This is a genomic window from Delftia sp. SD018, assembly GCF_017355445.1.
GTDB classification, from domain to species: Bacteria; Pseudomonadota; Gammaproteobacteria; order Burkholderiales; family Burkholderiaceae_C; genus Comamonas; species Comamonas acidovorans.
This window is the reverse complement of record NZ_JADDRN010000010.1, coordinates 72,871-91,779: the sequence shown is the minus strand read 5'-3', so window position 1 is coordinate 91,779 and position 18,909 is coordinate 72,871. Positions and strand designations below refer to the sequence as shown.

Genomic DNA, 18,909 nt, shown 5'->3' with positions numbered 1-18,909 from the left:
GAACAAACATGGCCGTTACTGTTGAAACCCTTGAAAAGCTCGAGCGCAAGATCACGCTGAGCCTGCCCCTGAACTCCATCCAGAGCGAAGTCGAGAACCGTCTGAAGCAGGTGGCGCGCACCGTGAAGATGGACGGCTTCCGTCCCGGCAAGGTGCCGATGAGCGTGGTGGCCCAGCGTTATGGCTACTCGGTGCAGTACGAAGTGCTCAACGACAAGGTTGGCGAGGCTTTTGCACAGGCCGTCAACGAAGCCAAGCTGCGCGTGGCTGGCCAGCCCCGCATCTCCGAAAAGGAAGGCGCTCCCGAGGGCGAGGCCCAGTTCGAAGCCATCTTCGAAGTGATGCCTGAAGTCAAGATCGGTGACCTGACCTCGGCCGAAGTCGAGAAGCTGACCGCCGAAGTGGACGACGCCGCCATCGACAAGACCGTGGACATCCTGCGCAAGCAGCGCCGCACCTTCGCGCAGCGCGCCCAGGCCGATGTGGCCGTGGACGGCGACCGCGTGACCGTGGACTTCGAAGGCAAGATCGACGGCGAGACCTTCTCCGGCGGCAAGGCTGAAGACTTCCAGTTCCTGGTCGGCGAAGGCCAGATGCTCAAGGAATTCGAAGACGCAGTGCGCGGCATGAAGGCTGGCGAGTCCAAGACTTTCCCGCTGGCATTCCCCGCTGACTACCACGGCAAGGACGTGGCCGGCAAGACCGCCGATTTCCTGGTGACGGTCAAGAAGATCGAAGCCGCCAACCTGCCCGAAGTGGACGAGGCCTTTGCCAAGGCACTGGGCGTGGCTGAAGGCACGGTCGAAGGCCTGCGCGCCGACATCAAGAAGAACCTGGAGCGTGAAGTCAAGTTCCGCGTCCAGGGCCGCAACAAGCAGGCCGTGATGGATGCCCTGGTGTCCAAGGCCGAGCTGGAACTGCCCAAGGCTTCGGTGCAGGCTGAAGTCGCACGTCTGCTGGAAGGCGCCCGCGCCGAGCTGCAGCAGCGCGGCATCAAGGACGCCGAGAAGGCCGAGATCCCTGAAGACGTGTTCCTGCCCCAAGCCGAGCGCCGCGTGCGCCTGGGCCTGGTGGTGGCCGAGCTGGTGCGCGCCAACGAGCTGCACGCCACGCCCGACCAGATCAAGGCCCACGTGGAAGAGCTGGCCGCCAGCTACGAAAAGCCCGAAGACGTGGCACGCTGGTACTTCGGCGACCGCCAACGCCTGGCTGAAGTCGAAGCCGTTGTCATCGAAAACAACGTGACCGAGTTCGTGCTGGGCAAGGCCAAGGTCTCCGACAAGGCCGTGTCCTTCGACGAACTGATGGGCCAGGCCTGAGGGTTTGAGCACCGCCTGCCTGCCGCTTCGTGAGATCGGCGGGCGGGTTGGCATCTGCGGGGCTTGTGCTTTGGCGCACAAGCCCCATTTTCTTTCCGGATACGGCTAAAGTAGCCCCCTAGTACTGGAGAAAACATGAGCGCATTGGAAACTCAGGGTTTGGGCATGATCCCAATGGTCATCGAACAGTCCGGCCGCGGAGAGCGGTCGTACGACATCTACTCGCGCCTGCTCAAGGACCGGGTGATCTTCCTGGTGGGCCCTGTCAATGACCAGACGGCCAACCTCGTCGTGGCCCAGCTGCTGTTCCTTGAAAGCGAAAACCCCGACAAGGACATTTCGTTCTACATCAACAGCCCCGGCGGCTCCGTGAGCGCCGGCCTGGCCATCTTCGACACGATGAACTTCATCAAGCCCGATGTGTCCACGCTGTGCACCGGCATCGCAGCCAGCATGGGCGCCTTCCTGCTGGCCGCTGGCACCAAGGGCAAGCGCTTTGCGCTGCCCAATTCCCAGGTCATGATCCACCAGCCGCTGGGCGGCATGCAGGGCCAGGCCACCGAGATCGAGATCCACGCCCGCGAGATCCTCAAGACCCGCGAGCGCCTAAACAAGATCCTGGCCGAGCGTACGGGCCAGCCGCTGGAAAAGATCCAGCACGACACCGAGCGCGACTACTTTCTGTCCGCCGAGGAAGCCAAGGACTACGGCCTGGTCGATCAGGTGATCAACAAGCGCTCCTGAAGTCCGGAGGCTGCATGAGAATGGGCGGCGTTTTCCCCCTACGGAAAACGCCGCTTTCCATTTGGTTATCATCCTTTTCCATATTTCTGTAACAAGGCACCGACCCCATGGCCGAGAAAAAAGGCTCCTCCAGCGAAAAAAACCTTTATTGCACCTTCTGCGGCAAGAGCCAGCATGAGGTCAAGAAGTTGATCGCGGGTCCGTCAGTCTTTATCTGCGACGAGTGCATCGATCTCTGCAACGAGATCATCCGCGACGAGCAGCCCAGCACCGAGGCCAAGGACGGCCGAGGCGACCTGCCCACGCCCGCCGAAATCAAGGCCAACCTGGACAACTACGTGATCGGCCAGGACCTGCCCAAGCGCACGCTGGCCGTTGCCGTCTACAACCACTACAAGCGCCTGCGTCACAAGGACAAGGCCGGCAAGGACGAGATTGAGCTGGCCAAGAGCAACATCCTGCTCATCGGTCCCACGGGCTCCGGCAAGACGCTGCTGGCGCAGACGCTGGCGCGCATGCTCAACGTTCCCTTCGTCATGGCCGATGCCACCACGCTGACCGAAGCCGGCTACGTGGGCGAGGACGTCGAGAACATCATCCAGAAGCTGCTGCAAAGCTGCGAGTACGACGTCGAGCGTGCACAGCGCGGCATCGTCTACATCGACGAGATCGACAAGATCTCGCGCAAGTCCGACAACCCCAGCATCACGCGCGACGTGTCTGGCGAGGGCGTGCAGCAGGCCCTGCTCAAGCTCATCGAAGGCACCATGGCCAGCGTTCCCCCGCAAGGCGGCCGCAAGCATCCGAACCAGGACTTCCTGCAGATCGACACGACCAACATCCTGTTCATCTGCGGCGGCGCGTTCGCGGGCCTGGAGAAGGTTATCGAGAACCGCACCGAGGCGTCCGGCATCGGCTTTGGCGCCACGGTCAAGAGCAAGAAGCAGCGCTCCATCTCGGAAGTGTTCCAGGAGATCGAGCCTGAAGACCTGATCAAGTTCGGCATCATCCCCGAGCTGGTCGGCCGCATGCCCGTGGTCACGGCCCTGGCCGAACTGGGCGAAGACGCCCTGGTGCAGATCCTGACCGAGCCCAAGAACGCCCTGGTCAAGCAATACAGCAAGCTGCTGGCCATGGAGGGCGTGGAGCTGGAGATCCGGCCTGCCGCGCTCAAGGCCATCGCCCGCAAGGCGCTGGCGCGCAAGACGGGTGCCCGTGGCCTGCGCTCCATCCTGGAGCAATCGCTGATCGGCACCATGTACGAGCTGCCCAACGCCGACAATGTCGAAAAGGTAGTGGTGGACGAGTCCACCATCGAAGACGGAAAGGCGCCGCTGCTGGTTTACCGCGAAGCGGCCAAGAAGGCCTGATGCGCCGCCGCCTGCAAAGGTCCGGCAGCGCAAGTCCCTGCGTCCCGAAATCCTTTCGGGCCGCAGGGTTGAAATACACCGGTGTGCGGACCATCTTCCGCTGACAAACCGAGGATTCCCATGTCAGGACATACCCCTTTGCCTTCCACCCCCCTAGACCTGGCGCTGCTGCCGCTGCGTGACGTGGTCGTGTTCCCCCACATGGTGATCCCGCTGTTCGTGGGGCGCGCCAAGAGCATCAAGGCGCTGGAGCTGGCCATGGAGGGCGACCGCCGCATCATGCTGGTGGCCCAGAAGACAGCCTCCAAGGACGAGCCCACGGCTGCTGACATGTTCGATGTCGGCTGCGTGTCCACCATCCTGCAAATGCTCAAGCTGCCCGACGGCACGGTCAAGGTGCTGGTCGAAGGCCAGCAGCGCGCGCTGGTCAAGCAGGTCGTGGACGAGGAGACCCACTTCGTGGGCTCCGTCGTGCCCGTGGCGCCTGAGGCCGAAACGCACAAGCCCAGCGAGATCGAGGCTCTGCGCCGCGCCGTGACGCAGCAGTTCGACCAGTACGTCAAACTGAACAAGAAGATTCCGCCCGAGATCCTCACCTCCATCGCCAGCATCGACGATGCCGGCCGCCTGGCCGACACCATTGCCGCGCACCTGCCGCTCAAGCTTGAGAACAAGCAGGCCGTGCTCGACCTGGTGGACATCAAGGAGCGCCTGGAGAACCTCTTCGAGCAACTGGACCGCGAAGTCGACATCCTCAACGTCGACAAGCGCATCCGTGGCCGCGTCAAGCGCCAGATGGAGAAGAACCAGCGCGACTTCTACCTGAACGAGCAGGTCAAGGCCATCCAGAAGGAACTGGGCGAGGGCGAAGACGGCGCCGACATCGAAGAGATCGAAAAGAAGATCAAGCTGGCCCGCATGCCCGCCGAGGCGCGCAAGAAGGCCGAGGCCGAGCTCAAGAAGCTCAAGCTCATGTCGCCCATGTCGGCCGAAGCCACCGTGGTGCGCAACTACATCGACGTGCTCACGGGCCTGCCCTGGAGCAAGAAGACCAAGATCAAGCACGACCTGGCCAATGCCGAGGACGTGCTCAATGCCGACCACTTCGGCCTCGAAAAGGTCAAGGACCGCATCCTTGAGTATCTTGCTGTGCAGCAGCGCGTGGACAAGGTCAAGGCGCCCATCCTGTGCCTGGTCGGACCTCCGGGCGTGGGCAAGACCTCGCTGGGCCAGTCCATCGCCAAGGCCACGGGCCGCAAGTACGTGCGCATGGCGCTGGGCGGCATGCGTGACGAGGCGGAAATCCGCGGCCACCGCCGCACCTACATCGGCGCTATGCCGGGCAAGGTGCTGCAAAGCCTGGACAAGGTCGGCACGCGCAACCCGCTGTTCCTGCTGGACGAAATCGACAAGCTCGGAATGGACTTCCGTGGCGACCCGTCGAGCGCCCTGCTGGAAGTGCTGGACCCCGAGCAGAACCACACCTTCGGCGATCACTACGTCGAGGTGGACTTCGACCTCAGCGACGTGATGTTCGTGGCGACCTCCAACTCCATGAACATCCCGCCCGCGCTGCTGGACCGCATGGAAGTGATCCGCCTGTCGGGTTACACCGAGGACGAAAAGGTCAACATCGCCATCCGCTACCTGCTGCCCAAGCAACTCACCAACAACGGTGTGAAGGACGGCGAAATGCAGGTCGACGAGTCCGCCATCCGCGACATCGTGCGCTACTACACGCGTGAAGCCGGCGTGCGCTCGCTGGAACGCGAGCTCTCCAAGATCTGCCGCAAGGTGGTCAAGGGACTGCAGCTCAAGAAGCTGGAGCCCACCGTCGTCGTCAATGCCGACAACCTCACCGACTACCTGGGTGTGCGCAAGTACAGCTACGGCCGTGCTGAGCACAACAACCAGGTCGGCCAGGTCGTGGGCCTGGCATGGACCGAGGTCGGTGGCGATCTGCTGACCATCGAGGCCGCCATCATGCCCGGCAAGGGCGTGATCTCGCGCACCGGCTCCCTGGGCGACGTGATGAAGGAATCCGTGGAAGCCGCCCGCACCGTGGTGCGCAGCCGCTCGCGCATGCTCGGCATCAAGGACGAGGCCTTCGAGAAGAAGGACATCCACGTGCACGTGCCCGATGGCGCCACGCCCAAGGACGGCCCCAGCGCGGGTGCGGCCATGACGACGGCCTTCGTCTCTGCGCTGACCGGTATCCCGGTGCGTGCCGATGTCGCCATGACTGGCGAGATCACGCTGCGCGGTGAGGTCACCGCCATCGGCGGCCTCAAGGAAAAGCTGCTGGCGGCCCTGCGTGGCGGCATCAAGACGGTGCTGATCCCGGAAGAGAACGTCAAGGATCTCCAGGAGATCCCCGACAACGTCAAGAGCGGCCTGGAAATCATCCCCGTCAAGTGGATCGACCAGGTTCTCAAGGTGGCGCTGGAGCGCGTGCCCGAGCCCTTGTCCGAGGAGGAGGCCGCAGCGCCGCCGCCAGCGGAATCCAAGCCTGTGGAGCCAGCCGTCAAGCACTGAAGATGAAAAAATGTAGCGTTTTTCCTGAACCCTCCAAGAACTACGCTACAATTCATCCCATCGCAGCAAACGACGTTGTAGAATGTCAGGCTTCGGTAGAAATGCGGGAATAGCTCAGTTGGTAGAGCGCAACCTTGCCAAGGTTGAGGTCGACGGTTCGAACCCGTTTTCCCGCTCCAGATTTTGAACATGCTTTCGTGTGTGTTCGGTTCTGGTGGCGGTTGGCTGCCAGAATGGATGATTCAAGCGGGAATAGCTCAGTTGGTAGAGCGCAACCTTGCCAAGGTTGAGGTCGACGGTTCGAACCCGTTTTCCCGCTCCAGTTTTGGATGTGCCTAGTGCACATCCGATTCAGGTGACGGTTGGTTGCTTGAATTTTTTGCGGGAATAGCTCAGTTGGTAGAGCGCAACCTTGCCAAGGTTGAGGTCGACGGTTCGAACCCGTTTTCCCGCTCCAGTTTTAAAAACTGCAGCAATGCTGCATGTTTGATAGTGATCTTGGCGCGATAGCAAAGCGGTTATGCCCCGGATTGCAAATCCGGTTAGACCAGTTCGACTCTGGTTCGCGCCTCCAAAAATTCATTGCAGACACAGTGTTCAAAAGGCCCCTCGGGGCCTTTTTCTTTTTCTGCATCACGGATCGTTGTTGGTCCTTGGTGCCATGTCTCCGCAGCGGCCTCGACTTGGCTGGCGCATCTTCTTCTCTTCCGATTCAGTGCCGTGGTAGTGCTTCACGCTCTGTGCATCGAGAGCATGGCTGCATGCCTGTTTTGGTCATTCATCGCTGATTTGGTGAATTTAATTGTTTCCATTTGTTGTAATGAGCAGTCGTCATTGAAATTTGGCATTGCTTATCCATTGAGAAATTGCAAGAAATTGCAAATGGGTTGCCATTGCCGGTAGATTGAATTGGGGGGTCGTGGATATGATGCGCGCTTCATTTATCGGGAGGGATTATGAAGATCAAGTTATTGACGGCGATTGTTGCCAGCGGCGTGGTGCTGGCGGGCTGTAAAACCATGGAGTCTGCCGATGTGGGCGGGTTGCTGGATTCGGGCTCCACGGCCATGAAGGCCATGACGCTCACGGATGACGACGTGGTCACGCTGTCCAATGATTCCTGCGCAGCCATGGATGCTCAGAACAAGGTGGCAGATGCAAAGAGCAAGTACACGCTGCGGTTGAACAAGGTGATTGCCGGCATGCCGCAGGCTGTCAATGGGAAGAAGGCTGTCTACAAGGTCTATATGACGCAGGACGTGAATGCCTGGGCCATGGCCAATGGCTGTATCCGTGTCTACAGCGGCCTGATGGATCTGATGAACGATGACGAGCTGCGTGGCGTGATTGGCCATGAAATCGGGCACGTGGCACTGGGTCACAGCAAGAAGCGCATGCAGACGGCCTATGCGGCTTCGGCTGCACGCTCTATTGCGGCCAATAGCGGCAATTCGGCGCTGGCCTCGCTGTCGCGTTCGCAGGCGGGTGATCTGGGTGAGAAGTTCATCAATGCCCAGTTCTCGCAGTCGCAGGAGTCGGCGGCCGATGACTACTCCTTCGATCTGCTCACGGAAAAGAAGATGAGCCGCCAGGGGCTGGTCACATCGTTCCAGAAGCTGGCCAAGCTCAGCGCTGGCAGCGGCGGCAGCTCCATCCTGAGCTCCCATCCGCCGTCCGAACAGCGGGCCAAGCGCATGCAGGATCGCATCGACGGCAAGTAGGCGTCGACGGTGAAGCAGCCTGCCGCAGCAAAGTGCAAGGCGGGCTGCGATCTGCCTTGGTGCAGATTTTTTGCGGGCTTCTTCCGAAGCACCAAAAATCTGCGCTAGAATTCAAGTCTGCTCTGTGAGGCGCACAGCTTTACAGATACGCGGGAATAGCTCAGTTGGTAGAGCGCAACCTTGCCAAGGTTGAGGTCGACGGTTCGAACCCGTTTTCCCGCTCCAATTCAGAAAAAAGGGAAGCGGTAACGCTTCCCTTTTTCGTTGGTGCTGCAGTTGCAGGTGTGAGCAGTTCGCGCTGACCTGTGACGCTGCGGTGCAGGGCCCCGATGGTGAAATTGGTAGACACTGCGGACTTAAAATCCGCCGCTTCCGAACAGGGGCGTGCCGGTTCGATCCCGGCTCGGGGCACCACAACCCAATACGTACTAGGCATTGTTGCTATCTATACGGTAGCGGATTGAAGCAGCCAAGGCGCCTGCTGTTCCGCAAATTCAGGCGTCGGGCCGCAACGTGCATCGACGGTCCTGCCCGCTTGCTGCGCTGCACGGTGTCCATGCGTTGCCAAGTCCTTGCCCGTTGGCATAACGTGCGAGAATCCATTCATCAGGCCCCGGGCTGCTTGCCTGGATGGCGCGGCTCGGGCAGACAGTGATGGCGATGCCTGCATGCGTTCCGTTGACGTTGATCGTGGCACATGGTGCGGCGTGACAGGTGTGGCCAAACTCATCCCAGACGAGAACATGTCGAATTACAACGCTCCATTTGAAATCCACGTGCACGGCCAAGTGCTGCTGCGCCCCGACACGACCTACGAGCAGTTGCAGGAAGCGCTGGGTCCGCTGTGGAAGTATGCGGGGGCCCGTTCCCTGGCCGATGGCGCTGGCAGCGTCTATGAGGAAGAGCCAGGCATCCAGTTCGATACCAAGGAGCGCCTGCTCCAGGTGTGCTGGACCGTGCGTGGTGACGAGGATTTCCGCCAGTCGCTGGACGACATGTGCATGGGCATCAACGAGCTGGCCGAGCAGGGCGCGGCCATCGAGGTGACCTTCTACGACACCGAGTTCGACGAGGAAGAGGAGTCCGAAGAGGCCGAGTCGCGCGACGACTTCGTCATGCTCTTCGTGGGCCCGACGCCCGCGGCCATCATGCAGGTGCAGCGCGATCTGCTGGTGCAGGACGTGGTCAACCTGATGGAGCGCCATTTCGACGGCTCCGAGCTGGGTGGCGTGGTGCAGGAGATCGACAAGCTGTTCTCCCAGCGCTTCGACGCCCTGGTCAGTTCGCTGGAGATCGGCAAGCCGCCGCGTGGCATGGGTGGATCGGGTTCGGGCCACGGCGGCAACCGCCGCCCTCGCCACCTGCATTGAGCGCAAGGCGCTGCCCCGCGCAGCGTACAGCCATGGCGGCACAGGCCAGCACGCCCAAGTATTCCGGAGCAGTAACCGAGACCGTGCGCCGCCAGCGCGAGCAGCGGCGCGAGGTGGCCGGTGGCGCGCTGCCGCTTCCCTACCTGTCCGCCTACCCGGCCGCGCTGCAGTCACAGGTGCGTGGCTGGCTGGCCGATGACAAGGCCGAGGCCTGGCTGCTGCGCAAGCATCCCGAGGCCCATGCCGTGCGCACGGACAAGAGCCTCTATGACTACGTGGATGCCCTCAAGGGCCGGCACATGCGCAATGCCGGCACGCTGAACAAGGTGGCCTACGACGGCCGCATCCATGTGGTCCACAACGCCCTGGGCCTGCACACGCGCCGCACCGTGGTGCAGGGAAGCCGCCTCAATGCCCGGTATGAGATCCGCATCGGCGCACTGTTCAAGCAGGCGCCCGAGGCTTTCTTGCGCATGATCGTCGTCCATGAGCTGGCCCATCTGCGCGAGCCCGACCACGACAAGGCCTTCTACCAGCTGTGCACGCACATGGAACCCGACTACCACCAGCTGGAGTTCGAACTGCGGCTTTACCTGAGCTGGATGGACCACTCGGGCCGGCGCCTGTGGCAGGCGCAGCCCTGATTCAAGCGGCCGTGGGGACGGCGCTGGATTCGCCGACCTGAACGGACGAGCAGCATTGCGCGGGCAGCTCCAGCCAGCGCGATGCGGCAGACTGCAGGGCCTGCAGCGATCCCGTGGTCATCAGCTGGACCTGGCCCTCTGCCGCGGGCAAGGGTCCTGATTCGCTGGCCAGGGTGCCCAGGCGATCCAGCACGCGCCGCGTCTGGCGGGCTACCGGGGCACCTGTGTCGATGAACTGGATGTCCGGCCCCAGCAGCGTGCGCAACTGCTCGCGGGCGAATATGTAGTGGGTGCAGCCCAGCACCAGGGAATCCATCTCACCCGTCTTCTGTCCGAAGCTGCCCAGGGCATTCACATACTTGGCGCACAGTTGCGCGACCTCGGTGGCCATGGGGTCGGCGGGAACGGGTTGCTCCGTGCTTTCCTCGATGGCCTTGGCCAGTCCGTCGCAGGGCTGGACGTGGAATTGCACGCGCTGGCCATGGTCGGTCACCAGGCGTGCAAAGCGTGCGCTGCTCACCGTGCCGCGTGTGGCCATCACGCCCACGTGGCCGGTCTGGCTCGACAGCGAGGCGGGCTTGATGGCGGGCTCCACGCCGATCAGGGGTAGTTCGGGCATTTCGGCGCGCAGCATGTCCACGGCCGCTGCCGTGGCTGTGTTGCAGGCGATCACCAGTACCTTGATCTGGTGCTGCTCGCGCAGATGGCGCGCAATGGTGCGCGTGCGCTGCTGAACGAAGGCATCGCCACGCGCATCGCCATAGGGTGCATTGCCGCTGTCGGCAAGGTAGACGAAGCGCTCATGCGGCAGTTCATGGCGCAGCGCCTGCAGCACGCTGAGGCCGCCGATGCCGCTGTCGAAGACGCCGATGGGAGAGGCCGGGGAGGTCATTTGGAGATCCGGATAAAGGCTTTTGGAGGCGGCGCCCAGTATGCCCGCTCGGGCGCGTTCATGCCGCGGCCATGGCTTGCTGCTGCAGCCATTGGGCATGTGTCAGGCGGTACAGGCAATGCCTGCGCAGCGCATGGCCTGCCGGCACCTCCGGATGGTCGAAGTCATGGGCGTCGCGCTCCATGCCCAGGCGCTGCATCACGGCCTGCGAACGCAGGTTGGACAGCGCGGTGAACGAGACGATGGACTCCAGATGCAACGTGCTGAAGCCGTGCTCCAGCGCCGCCCGTGCGCCTTCGCTGGCCAGGCCCTGGCCCCAGAAAGGCCGGGCGAGCCGCCAGCCGATTTCCACGCAGGGCGAGAACGGCAAAGACGCGGCGGGAGCATGCAGCCCGATGAAGCCCATGAACTCGCCGCTGGCAAGGTGCTCTGCCGCCCAGAAGCCCCAGCCGCGTTCCTCGATCAGTGCCTGGATCCTGTCTGCCATGGCATCGCTTTGTTCACGGCTGAGCAGTGCCGGAAAGTGCTCCATGACCTGTGGGGCGGCATTCAGCGCGGCAAAGGGCTGCCGGTCGCCGGTCCGCCACTGGCGCAGTATCAGGCGCGGTGTCCGCAGGGTCGCTACAGGGGAATGTGTGGTGGTCATGGTTGGAGAGGGCGCTGCAGTACCAGCAGATACGCGGCTGCATGGCCGTGGAAGGAGTGGGGGATGAAACCTGCCTCGCCTGCCAGCTTTTCCACGCTGGTGCGGCGCTGGAAATGCGGGTCGAAGACCAGCTCGGCCACGGCCAGCAGGCCGCCGGGGCGCAGGCTCTGGAAGATATCGGCCAGCGCGGCCTGGCGGTCCGGGATCTCTCCCAGCACGGCGGCCATCACGGCGCGGTCGTGCTGCTCGGCTGCGAGCTGCCCCTGGCCCAGCGCAGCCGCCTGGGTGCGCACATTCTCCAGCCCCTGGGCGCGCGCCTTGGCAGCCACCTGTTCGAGCATGGCCGGCTGCAGGTCCACGGCCAGCACCTGTCCCTGCGCGCCGACGGCACGTGCCAATGGCAGGGTGACGCGGCCCGGGCCGCAGCCTGCGTCCAGCACCTTCATGCCCGGCTGGATCTGCAGTTGCCCGACGATGAAGGCGGCCTTGTTGCTGGCCGCGAAGGGGTTGTCAAGCTCGACCATCCAGCGCAGCCAGGACGGGCAGGGCAGGACATGGCGGCGGGAGGACAGGCGCCAGGCCAGGCTGGTCACGGCCAGCAGGGCGATGAGGACGAGCGCGATGGTCATGTTGAATGGGCTGTGTTGCAGGCAGCGGGCAGTCTGTCACAAATGCCCGCACCAATGAAAAGACCGCCCGAAGGCGGTCCCTTTGCGCTTGGCGCCGGCTTCAGGCCGAGGCGATCTCAATGGTCTTGAACTCGCCGGACGCGATGCGCTTTTGCCATTCGGCAGGGCCGGTGATGTGGGCGCTGGTGCCGCCGGCATCCACGGCCACGGTCACGGGCATGTCCACCACGTCGAACTCGTAGATGGCTTCCATGCCCAGGTCCTCGAAGCCCACGACCTTGGCGTTCTTGATGGCCTTGGACACCAGGTAGGCGGCGCCGCCCACGGCCATCAGGTAGGCCGACTTGTGGTTCTTGATGGACTCGATGGCCACCGGGCCGCGCTCGGCCTTGCCGATCATGGCGATCAGGCCGGTCTGCTCCAGCATCATGTCGGTGAACTTGTCCATGCGGGTGGCCGTCGTGGGGCCTGCGGGGCCCACGGCTTCGTCCTTGACCGGGTCCACGGGGCCGACGTAGTAGATCACGCGGTTGGTGAAGTCCACGGGCAGCTTCTCGCCCTTGGCCAGCATGTCCTGGATGCGCTTGTGGGCGGCATCGCGGCCCGTGAGCATCTTGCCGTTGAGCAGCAGGGTGTCGCCGGGCTTCCAGCTGGCCACTTCTTCCTTGGTCAGTGCGTTGAGGTCCACGCGGCGCGACTTGTTGTAGTCGGGCTCCCAGTCGATCTTGGGCCACAGGTCCAGCGAGGGGGCGTCCATGTAGACCGCGCCGGAGCCGTCCATCACGAAGTGCGCATGGCGCGTGGCCGCGCAGTTGGGGATCATGGCCACGGGCTTGGAGGCCGCGTGCGTGGGGTACATCTTGATCTTGATGTCCAGCACGGTGGCCAGGCCGCCCAGGCCTTGCGCGCCGATGCCCAGGGCGTTGACCTTCTCATACAGCTCCAGGCGCAGTTCCTCGACCTGGTCGAGCTTCTCGCCGCGCGCGGCCTTGGCCTGCAGCTCGTACATGTCCAGGTCTTCCATCAGGCTTTCCTTGGCCAGCAGCACGGCCTTCTCGGCGGTGCCACCGATGCCGATGCCCAGCATGCCCGGCGGGCACCAGCCTGCGCCCATGGTCGGAACGGTCTTGAGAACCCAGTCCACCAGGTTGTCGCTGGGGTTCATCATGATCATCTTGGACTTGTTCTCCGAGCCGCCGCCCTTGGCGGCCACGGTCACGTCCAGCTTGTCGCCGGGCACGATCTGCACGTTGATGACGGCAGGCGTGTTGTCCTTGGTGTTCTTGCGCGCGAACAGCGGATCGGCCACGACCGAGGCACGCAGCGTGTTCTCGGGGTGGTTGTAGCCGCGGCGTACGCCTTCGTTGATGGCGTCTTCCAGGCCGCCCGTGAAGCCTTCCCAGCGCACGTCCATGCCCACCTTCAGGAACACGTTGACGATGCCGGTGTCCTGGCAGATCGGGCGGTGGCCGGTGGCCGACATCTTGGAGTTGGTCAGGATCTGGGCCATCGCGTCCTTGGCCGCCGGGCTCTGCTCGCGTTCGTAGGCGCGGGCCAGGTGGGCGATGTAGTCGGCGGGGTGGTAGTAGCTGATGTACTGCAGGGCGCCTGCGATCGAATCGATCAGGTCCTGCTGGCGGATCGTGGTGGTCATCGGTGGGGTGTCTTTTTGATCGGGGGAACAGGGGAGGGGAATCCCGGGGGCGATTATCGGCGCTGCAGGGGGAAAAGTGCACGCAATGGGCGCAGTCTTGTACAAGAGTCGAGGGGTTTGCCTGGACAAGCCCGCCTCGGCGACACCTCAGTGGGGGACGGATGCGAGAGGTTCCCATTTACGGAGTTACCATGAGCGGGTTTTTGCCATTGCGGCCCTGCCAGCCAGATATCCCCGAGCCACGTCCTGCGCGGCCCGCCGACCTGCCTCCAGCCAACTGCGCCGCGTTGTTTTCACCAAGGAGTCCATACCAATGACCGCGACCCGCCAGGAAAAAGACACTTTCGGACCCATAGCCGTCCCCGCAGACAAGCTCTGGGGTGCGCAGACGCAGCGTTCGCTGCAGAACTTCGACATCAGCGGAGAGCAGCAGCCGCGCGAGATCATCCACGCGCTGGCCCAGGTCAAGAAGGCCTCGGCCACCGTCAACCACAAGCTGGGCCTGCTGGACGAGAAGAAGACCCAGGCCATCCTGGCCGCCGCCGACGAGGTGATCGCCGGCAAGCACCCGGACGAGTTCCCGCTGGTGGTCTGGCAGACCGGCTCGGGCACGCAGACCAACATGAACGTCAACGAGGTGCTGGCCAACCGCGCCAGCGAAATCCTCGGCGGCGAGCGCGGCGAGTCGCGCCTGGTCCACCCCAATGACGACGTGAACAAGAGCCAGTCGAGCAACGACGTGTTCCCGACCGCCATGCACGTGGCTGCCGTCACGGCCATCGAGCAAAAGCTGCTGCCCGCCATTGCCCTGCTGCGCAATACGCTGCAGGCCAAGAGCGAGGCCTATGCCGACATCGTCAAGATCGGCCGCACCCATCTGCAGGACGCCACGCCGCTGACGCTGGGCCAGGAAATCTCGGGCTGGGTGGCCCAGTTGGCCCATGGCGAAAAGCATGTGCGCGCCGCGCTGCCGCATCTGTACGAGCTGGCGCTGGGCGGCACGGCCGTGGGCACGGGCCTGAATGCGCCCAAGGGCTATGCCGAGGGCGTGGCGGCCGAGCTGTCCCAGCTCACCGGCTACCCGTTCGTGACGGCGCCCAGCAAGTTCGAGGCCCTGGCCTCGTGCGACGGCCTGGTCCACGCCCACGGCGCGCTCAAGACGCTGGCCGCCAGCATGATGAAGATCGCCAACGACGTGCGCTGGCTGGCCTCGGGCCCGCGCAGCGGCCTGGGCGAGATCTCCATCCCCGAGAACGAGCCCGGCTCGTCCATCATGCCCGGCAAGGTCAATCCCACGCAGAGCGAAGCCGTGACCATGCTGGCGGCCCAGGTCTTCGGCAACGACGTGGCCATCAACTTCGGCGGCGCCTCGGGCAACTTCGAGCTGAACGTGTTCCGCCCCATGGTCTCGCACAACTTCCTGCAGAGCGTGCGCCTGCTGGCCGATGGCATGAAGAGCTTCAACGACCACTGCGCCGTGGGCATCGAGCCCAACCGCGAGCGCATCACCGAGCTGGTGCAGCGCTCGCTGATGCTGGTGACGGCGCTGAACCCGCACATCGGCTACGACAAGGCGGCCTACATCGCCAAGAAGGCGCACAAGGAAGGCTCCAGCCTGCGCGAAGCCGCCGTGGCTTCCGGCCACCTGACCGGCGAACAGTTCGACGCCTGGGTGATCCCTGCCAAGATGGTCGGCAACCTGTAAGACCTGCTGATGCAATCAAAAAAGGGGAGCCGATCGGCTCCCCTTTTTTTTGCTTCATGGCCTGGCTCAGTTGTCCGCCTGCGGGCGGCGCACGGTGCGGAACACATACTTGAGCGCGTCGCCGATGGTGCTTTCCCAGACCGGCCATTCATGCTTGCCGTTGACGATGCGCAGCTCGGCAGGCTGCTTGTTCCTGCGCAGCTGGGCGTAGAGCTGGGCGGCGTCGGACTCGATCATGAATTCATCGTCGTCGCCCGAGTTGATGTACATGGGCACGCTGATCTTGCGGGCGAGAAAGCTGTCCCACAGCACAGGGTAGTTGTAGCTCTTCCAGACCGTGGTGCTGTACTGGCCGCCGGTATTGGGTTCGGCAAAGACCTTGACCGAGCGTGCCGAGGAATCGGCGGGCGGCTCGGGGTTGTAGATGGCGGGGCTCAGCAGTGCGGCGGCCTGGAATTTCTCGGGGTACTTGAGCACGTAGCGCAGCGCGCCGTAGCCGCCCATGGACAGGCCGCCGATCACGCGGCCATCGCGGCTGGTGAGGGTGCGGTACTTCTTCTCGACATGGGGGACGAGGTCCTGGAAGAAGGCCGTCTCCATGGGCTCCTTGAGGTCCACGTACCAGGTTGTTCCCGCGTCGGGCATGACGATGATGGCGGGCGGGATCTCCCCGTTCTGGATCAGCTGGTCCACCGTGCGCAGCAGATTGCCCTTGACGGGCCAGTCATTGCGCTGGCCGTCATTGCCGTGCAGCAGGTACATGACGGGGTAGCGCAGCCTGGACTGGGCGTCGTAGCCCGTGGGCAGGTAGACGTTGTAGGTCCAGCTGCGCTGCAGCGTGGCGCTCTTGAACTCGGCGGCCTCGATGGAGCCGGCCTGGGCGGCTGTGCCGGCCAGCAGCGCGGCGGCTGCCAGCGTGCCGGTGGCGGCCTGGCGCAGGACGATGGAAAAGGAAAGTTGGCGCATGGTTTTTTGTCTCCTGTGGGCCGTAGCGGCTGGCCACGGCTGCGCCAATGTAATCGAGGGCCTGTGCGCCTCGGGCCCGCATGCGGCCGGACCGTCGCCTGGGGGACTGTGGCCCTCAGCCGGGCGCCCGCTGCGCGTGGCGCAGCGCGCTGCGAAAGCCCAGTTGCCCCAGCACGCAGGCCACCACCAGGGCCAGTGCGGCCGACAGGGCCGGGTTGCTGCCCAGGCTGGCGCCCAGCGTGCACAGGCCGCCCACGGCCATCTGGGTGCTGCCGTAGACACCGGCGGCCGAGCCCGTGAGGCGCGGATGCACGCTGAGCGCGCTGGCCAGCGCCGCAGGGCTGGTCAGGCCCGAGCCCAGCGCGAACAGCACCATCAGCCCCACCACGATGGCCGGCGTGAGCTGGTTGAACAGGGCCAGCAACAGCAGCATGGCCGCGCTGGCCAGGCTCAGCAGATTGCCGTTGAGCATCAGCCGCTCCAGGGGCCAGTGGCGTATCAGCTGGCGGGCCAGCGCATTGCCCACGGCCATGCCGCCCATGAGCAGGCCCAGGTAGATGGCCACCTCATGCTTGGTGGAATGCAGCTGCTCGATGAAGACGAAGGGCGCCGCCGCCAGGAAGGCATAGATGGACGTGGTGGCGCAGCCGCCGCCCACGGCAAAGCCCACGAAGGCAGGGGAGCGCAGCAGGCTGCGGTAGTCGTCGCGGATGGTGCCCAGGTGCAGGCGGCCCGTGGGCTGGCCGGTTTCGGGCAGCAGCTTCCAGATGGCGAAGGCCGTCACGCCGCCGACCACGGCCAGCGTGCCGAAGATGGCGCGCCAGCCCAGGGCGTCGTCGATGGCCGAGCCAATGGCCGGCGCGATGCCGGGGCCGATCATCATCATCAGGTTGAGCAGCGCCAGGCTGCCCACGGCGTTCTCGGGCGTGCTTGAATCGCGCGCAATGGCGCGGCCCAGGGCCAGGCCCGCGCAGCCGCCCAGCGCCTGGAGCAGCCGCGCGCCGATCAGCCAGGGGGCGGACGGGGCGAGAAAGGCCGCCAGGCTGGCCAGCGCATAGAGGATGAGCCCTGCCAGCAGCATGGGGCGGCGCCCCAGGCTGTCCGACAGCGGGCCATAGATCAGCTGGCCCACGCCCAGGCCCAGGATGTAGACCGTGATGGTCAGCTGCATCTGGCTGGCGCCGGCCTGGAGCTGGCGTGCCGCATCGGGCAGGGCGGGCAGGAACATGTGCATGGCCAGCGTGCCGACGATGGTCACGATCACCAGCAGCCACAGCGGCGCCTTGAGGCTGGCCGCTGCATGGTCCTGGGCGGGTGGCAGCGAAGAGTGCTCGGCCGCCATCTCAGGCAGCCTGCTCGTCGGGCAGGTCCGTGTCGGAGGTGGGCTCGGCGGCCATGGCCTCCAGCAGGCGCTGCAGCGTGGCATAGGCCGCGCCCAGTTCCTCGGGCGGCACGGCGCCCAGCACCTGGGCGCGCGCCTGCTGCAGCAGGCCCTGCACGGCTTCTACCTGGGCATGGCCGGCTGGCGTGAGCTGGATTTTTCTGACGCGGCGGTCGCTGTCGTCCACGCGCTCTATCCAGCCCTGGGCGGCCAGGCCGTCCACCAGGCGCACGACGGAGGAGCTGTCCAGCGCCAGGGAGTGGGCCAGATCCTTCTGGCGCATGGCCTCGGGCGAGCGCGCCAGGTGCATCAGCGGCATCCACAGTGCCTGGGTCAGTCCCATGGGGGCCAGCAGCCGGTCCAGGGTGCGGCGCCACTGCTTGTTCACCTGCCCCAGCGTGAACATGAAATGCCTTTGCACGGCGGCGGGGTCGGCCTGCGTGGGCGGGAAGGGGGTGGAAGGGGACGACATCGGGTGATATTCAAATAGTTGGCATCCCAATTATCTGTATATCAACGATGTCGTTTGCGGGGCCGCCCTGATACATCCGCATGCATCAGGGTCTTGCCCGCGGTGCCGGGGCTGTGTGCCTGGGTTGTAAGCCGGGGCGTGTGCCGGCAGTTACATGCCCAGCGACTTGAGCAGTTCGTCGGTGTCGGTGCTGGCGGCCGGCGCGGGCGCTGCGGCCGGGGCGCTGGCGGCGGTCTGGGCCATGAGCGCATCGGGATCGGGGCGCTCCTGGGGCTCGAAGTCCACGACCTTGATGAACTCCGTGCGGTCCATGGCCAGTTCGAGATAGAAGATGTTGTTGTTGCCCGTGTAGAAGGTCACGCGGCGCGCCTCGGGGGAGTCGAGGTTGGCGTCCACGCTGAGGTTGACCTGCTTGTTCAGGCGGATCATCTTGGGCTGGCTCTGGGTGATGTAGGTCTGAAGCTCGCGCTGGACCTTGCTGGTGAAGTCGCCCACCACCTGGTTCATCAGCTCGCCCATGACGTTGCTGACATCGTCCGAGGTATAGGAGGTGGCCAGGTCGTCCTCGCCCATGCCCATGCTCAGCATGTAGCTGCGGTACAGCTCCATGGCGGCGGCGGCCGAGAAATTGATGATCACCAGGCCCGAGAAGCCGCCGTCCACCAGGACAAAGCAGCCGATGTCGGGCTTGAGGCTGGTCTTGGTGATGCGTTGCACCATGCCCGAATACTGGATCTGGCACTGCGTGGCCACCTGGAGCACGCGCGAGACGGAGTTGCAGAGGCTGATCAGCACGTCTTCCGTGCCATGGACGATGGGATGTTGGGGCTGGTTCATGAGGTCAACGGGACAAAATTGTGA

At 64.2% G+C, this 18,909-nt stretch carries 16 protein-coding genes and 6 tRNA genes; 14 read left to right on the top strand and 8 right to left on the bottom strand.

The genetic code is table 11. The features are described from left to right. Window positions 1-8 precede the first annotated feature (8 nt). The 13 genes from tig to INR38_RS12230 all read left to right on the top strand — a co-directional run bounded on the left by tig (window position 9) and on the right by INR38_RS12230 (window position 9,703). On the top strand, window positions 9-1,319 hold the full coding sequence (tig, locus tag INR38_RS12290) for a trigger factor (protein ID WP_012204528.1): 1,311 nt from the start codon (window positions 9-11) through the stop codon (window positions 1,317-1,319). Window positions 1,320-1,454: 135 nt separating this feature from the next. Further along, window positions 1,455-2,063 (top strand): ATP-dependent Clp endopeptidase proteolytic subunit ClpP, encoded by a 609-nt coding sequence (gene clpP, locus INR38_RS12285; RefSeq protein WP_012204529.1) that lies wholly within the window; start codon window positions 1,455-1,457, stop codon window positions 2,061-2,063. Window positions 2,064-2,170: 107 nt separating this feature from the next. Then, window positions 2,171-3,433, top strand: coding sequence for an ATP-dependent Clp protease ATP-binding subunit ClpX (gene clpX, locus INR38_RS12280; protein ID WP_012204530.1), 1,263 nt, complete (start codon window positions 2,171-2,173; stop codon window positions 3,431-3,433). Window positions 3,434-3,553: 120 nt separating this feature from the next. Beyond that, entirely contained in the window at window positions 3,554-5,968 is a 2,415-nt protein-coding gene (gene lon, locus INR38_RS12275) for an endopeptidase La (RefSeq protein WP_099751450.1), read from the top strand. 103 nt (window positions 5,969-6,071) lie between these two features. Next, window positions 6,072-6,147: transfer RNA gene (locus INR38_RS12270), tRNA-Gly, on the top strand. A 67-nt stretch (window positions 6,148-6,214) separates the two neighbouring features. Then, window positions 6,215-6,290, top strand: a tRNA-Gly gene (locus INR38_RS12265). A 59-nt stretch (window positions 6,291-6,349) separates the two neighbouring features. Then, window positions 6,350-6,425: transfer RNA gene (locus INR38_RS12260), tRNA-Gly, on the top strand. Window positions 6,426-6,468: 43 nt separating this feature from the next. Continuing rightward, window positions 6,469-6,542, top strand: a tRNA-Cys gene (locus tag INR38_RS12255). Between the two features lie 382 nt (window positions 6,543-6,924). Further along, window positions 6,925-7,689, top strand: coding sequence for a M48 family metalloprotease (locus INR38_RS12250; RefSeq protein WP_043824220.1), 765 nt, complete (start codon window positions 6,925-6,927; stop codon window positions 7,687-7,689). Window positions 7,690-7,838: 149 nt separating this feature from the next. Then, a tRNA-Gly gene (locus INR38_RS12245) sits at window positions 7,839-7,914 on the top strand. A gap of 98 nt (window positions 7,915-8,012) precedes the next feature. Beyond that, a tRNA-Leu gene (locus INR38_RS12240) sits at window positions 8,013-8,103 on the top strand. 329 nt (window positions 8,104-8,432) lie between these two features. Next, window positions 8,433-9,059: a DUF6806 family protein gene (locus tag INR38_RS12235; RefSeq protein ID WP_013803265.1), complete on the top strand. Its 627-nt coding sequence runs from the start codon at window positions 8,433-8,435 to the stop codon at window positions 9,057-9,059. A gap of 32 nt (window positions 9,060-9,091) precedes the next feature. Then, window positions 9,092-9,703: a YgjP-like metallopeptidase domain-containing protein gene (locus INR38_RS12230; protein ID WP_207443863.1), complete on the top strand. Its 612-nt coding sequence runs from the start codon at window positions 9,092-9,094 to the stop codon at window positions 9,701-9,703. Window position 9,704: 1 nt separating this feature from the next. Here the strand turns inward: INR38_RS12230 and murI are convergent, their stop codons facing one another. The 4 genes from murI to INR38_RS12210 form a co-directional block, all read right to left on the bottom strand. Continuing rightward, on the bottom strand, window positions 9,705-10,595 hold the full coding sequence (gene murI, locus INR38_RS12225) for a glutamate racemase (protein ID WP_207443864.1): 891 nt from the start codon (window positions 10,593-10,595) through the stop codon (window positions 9,705-9,707). A gap of 58 nt (window positions 10,596-10,653) precedes the next feature. After that, window positions 10,654-11,241 (bottom strand): GNAT family N-acetyltransferase, encoded by a 588-nt coding sequence (locus INR38_RS12220; RefSeq protein WP_207443865.1) that lies wholly within the window; start codon window positions 11,239-11,241, stop codon window positions 10,654-10,656. Then, window positions 11,238-11,870 carry a class I SAM-dependent methyltransferase gene (locus INR38_RS12215; RefSeq protein ID WP_063326648.1) on the bottom strand — a complete coding sequence of 211 codons (633 nt, stop codon included), beginning with the start codon at window positions 11,868-11,870 and terminating at the stop codon, window positions 11,238-11,240. The genes INR38_RS12220 and INR38_RS12215 overlap by 4 nt, the downstream gene beginning before the upstream one ends. A gap of 100 nt (window positions 11,871-11,970) precedes the next feature. Then, entirely contained in the window at window positions 11,971-13,524 is a 1,554-nt protein-coding gene (locus INR38_RS12210; RefSeq protein ID WP_034391754.1) for a fumarate hydratase, read from the bottom strand. 313 nt (window positions 13,525-13,837) lie between these two features. Between INR38_RS12210 and fumC the strand changes: the two genes are divergently transcribed. Next, window positions 13,838-15,229 carry a class II fumarate hydratase gene (fumC, locus tag INR38_RS12205; RefSeq protein WP_013803259.1) on the top strand — a complete coding sequence of 464 codons (1,392 nt, stop codon included), beginning with the start codon at window positions 13,838-13,840 and terminating at the stop codon, window positions 15,227-15,229. 66 nt (window positions 15,230-15,295) lie between these two features. On the opposite strand, the gene INR38_RS12200 is transcribed toward fumC, so the two are convergent. The 4 genes from INR38_RS12200 to INR38_RS12185 all read right to left on the bottom strand — a co-directional run bounded on the left by INR38_RS12200 (window position 15,296) and on the right by INR38_RS12185 (window position 18,885). Continuing rightward, a complete protein-coding gene (locus tag INR38_RS12200; protein WP_012204540.1) occupies window positions 15,296-16,195 on the bottom strand; it encodes an alpha/beta hydrolase family protein in 900 nt (299 codons plus the stop codon). Window positions 16,196-16,310: 115 nt separating this feature from the next. Then, the gene (locus INR38_RS12195; RefSeq protein ID WP_099751442.1) at window positions 16,311-17,537 is read right to left on the bottom strand and encodes a multidrug effflux MFS transporter; all 1,227 of its coding nucleotides are present in this window, start codon (window positions 17,535-17,537) and stop codon (window positions 16,311-16,313) included. 1 nt (window position 17,538) lies between these two features. Then, window positions 17,539-18,048: a MarR family winged helix-turn-helix transcriptional regulator gene (locus INR38_RS12190; RefSeq protein ID WP_207475962.1), complete on the bottom strand. Its 510-nt coding sequence runs from the start codon at window positions 18,046-18,048 to the stop codon at window positions 17,539-17,541. Window positions 18,049-18,198: 150 nt separating this feature from the next. Beyond that, a complete protein-coding gene (locus INR38_RS12185; RefSeq protein WP_012204543.1) occupies window positions 18,199-18,885 on the bottom strand; it encodes a DUF3334 family protein in 687 nt (228 codons plus the stop codon). Window positions 18,886-18,909: the final 24 nt, after the last annotated feature.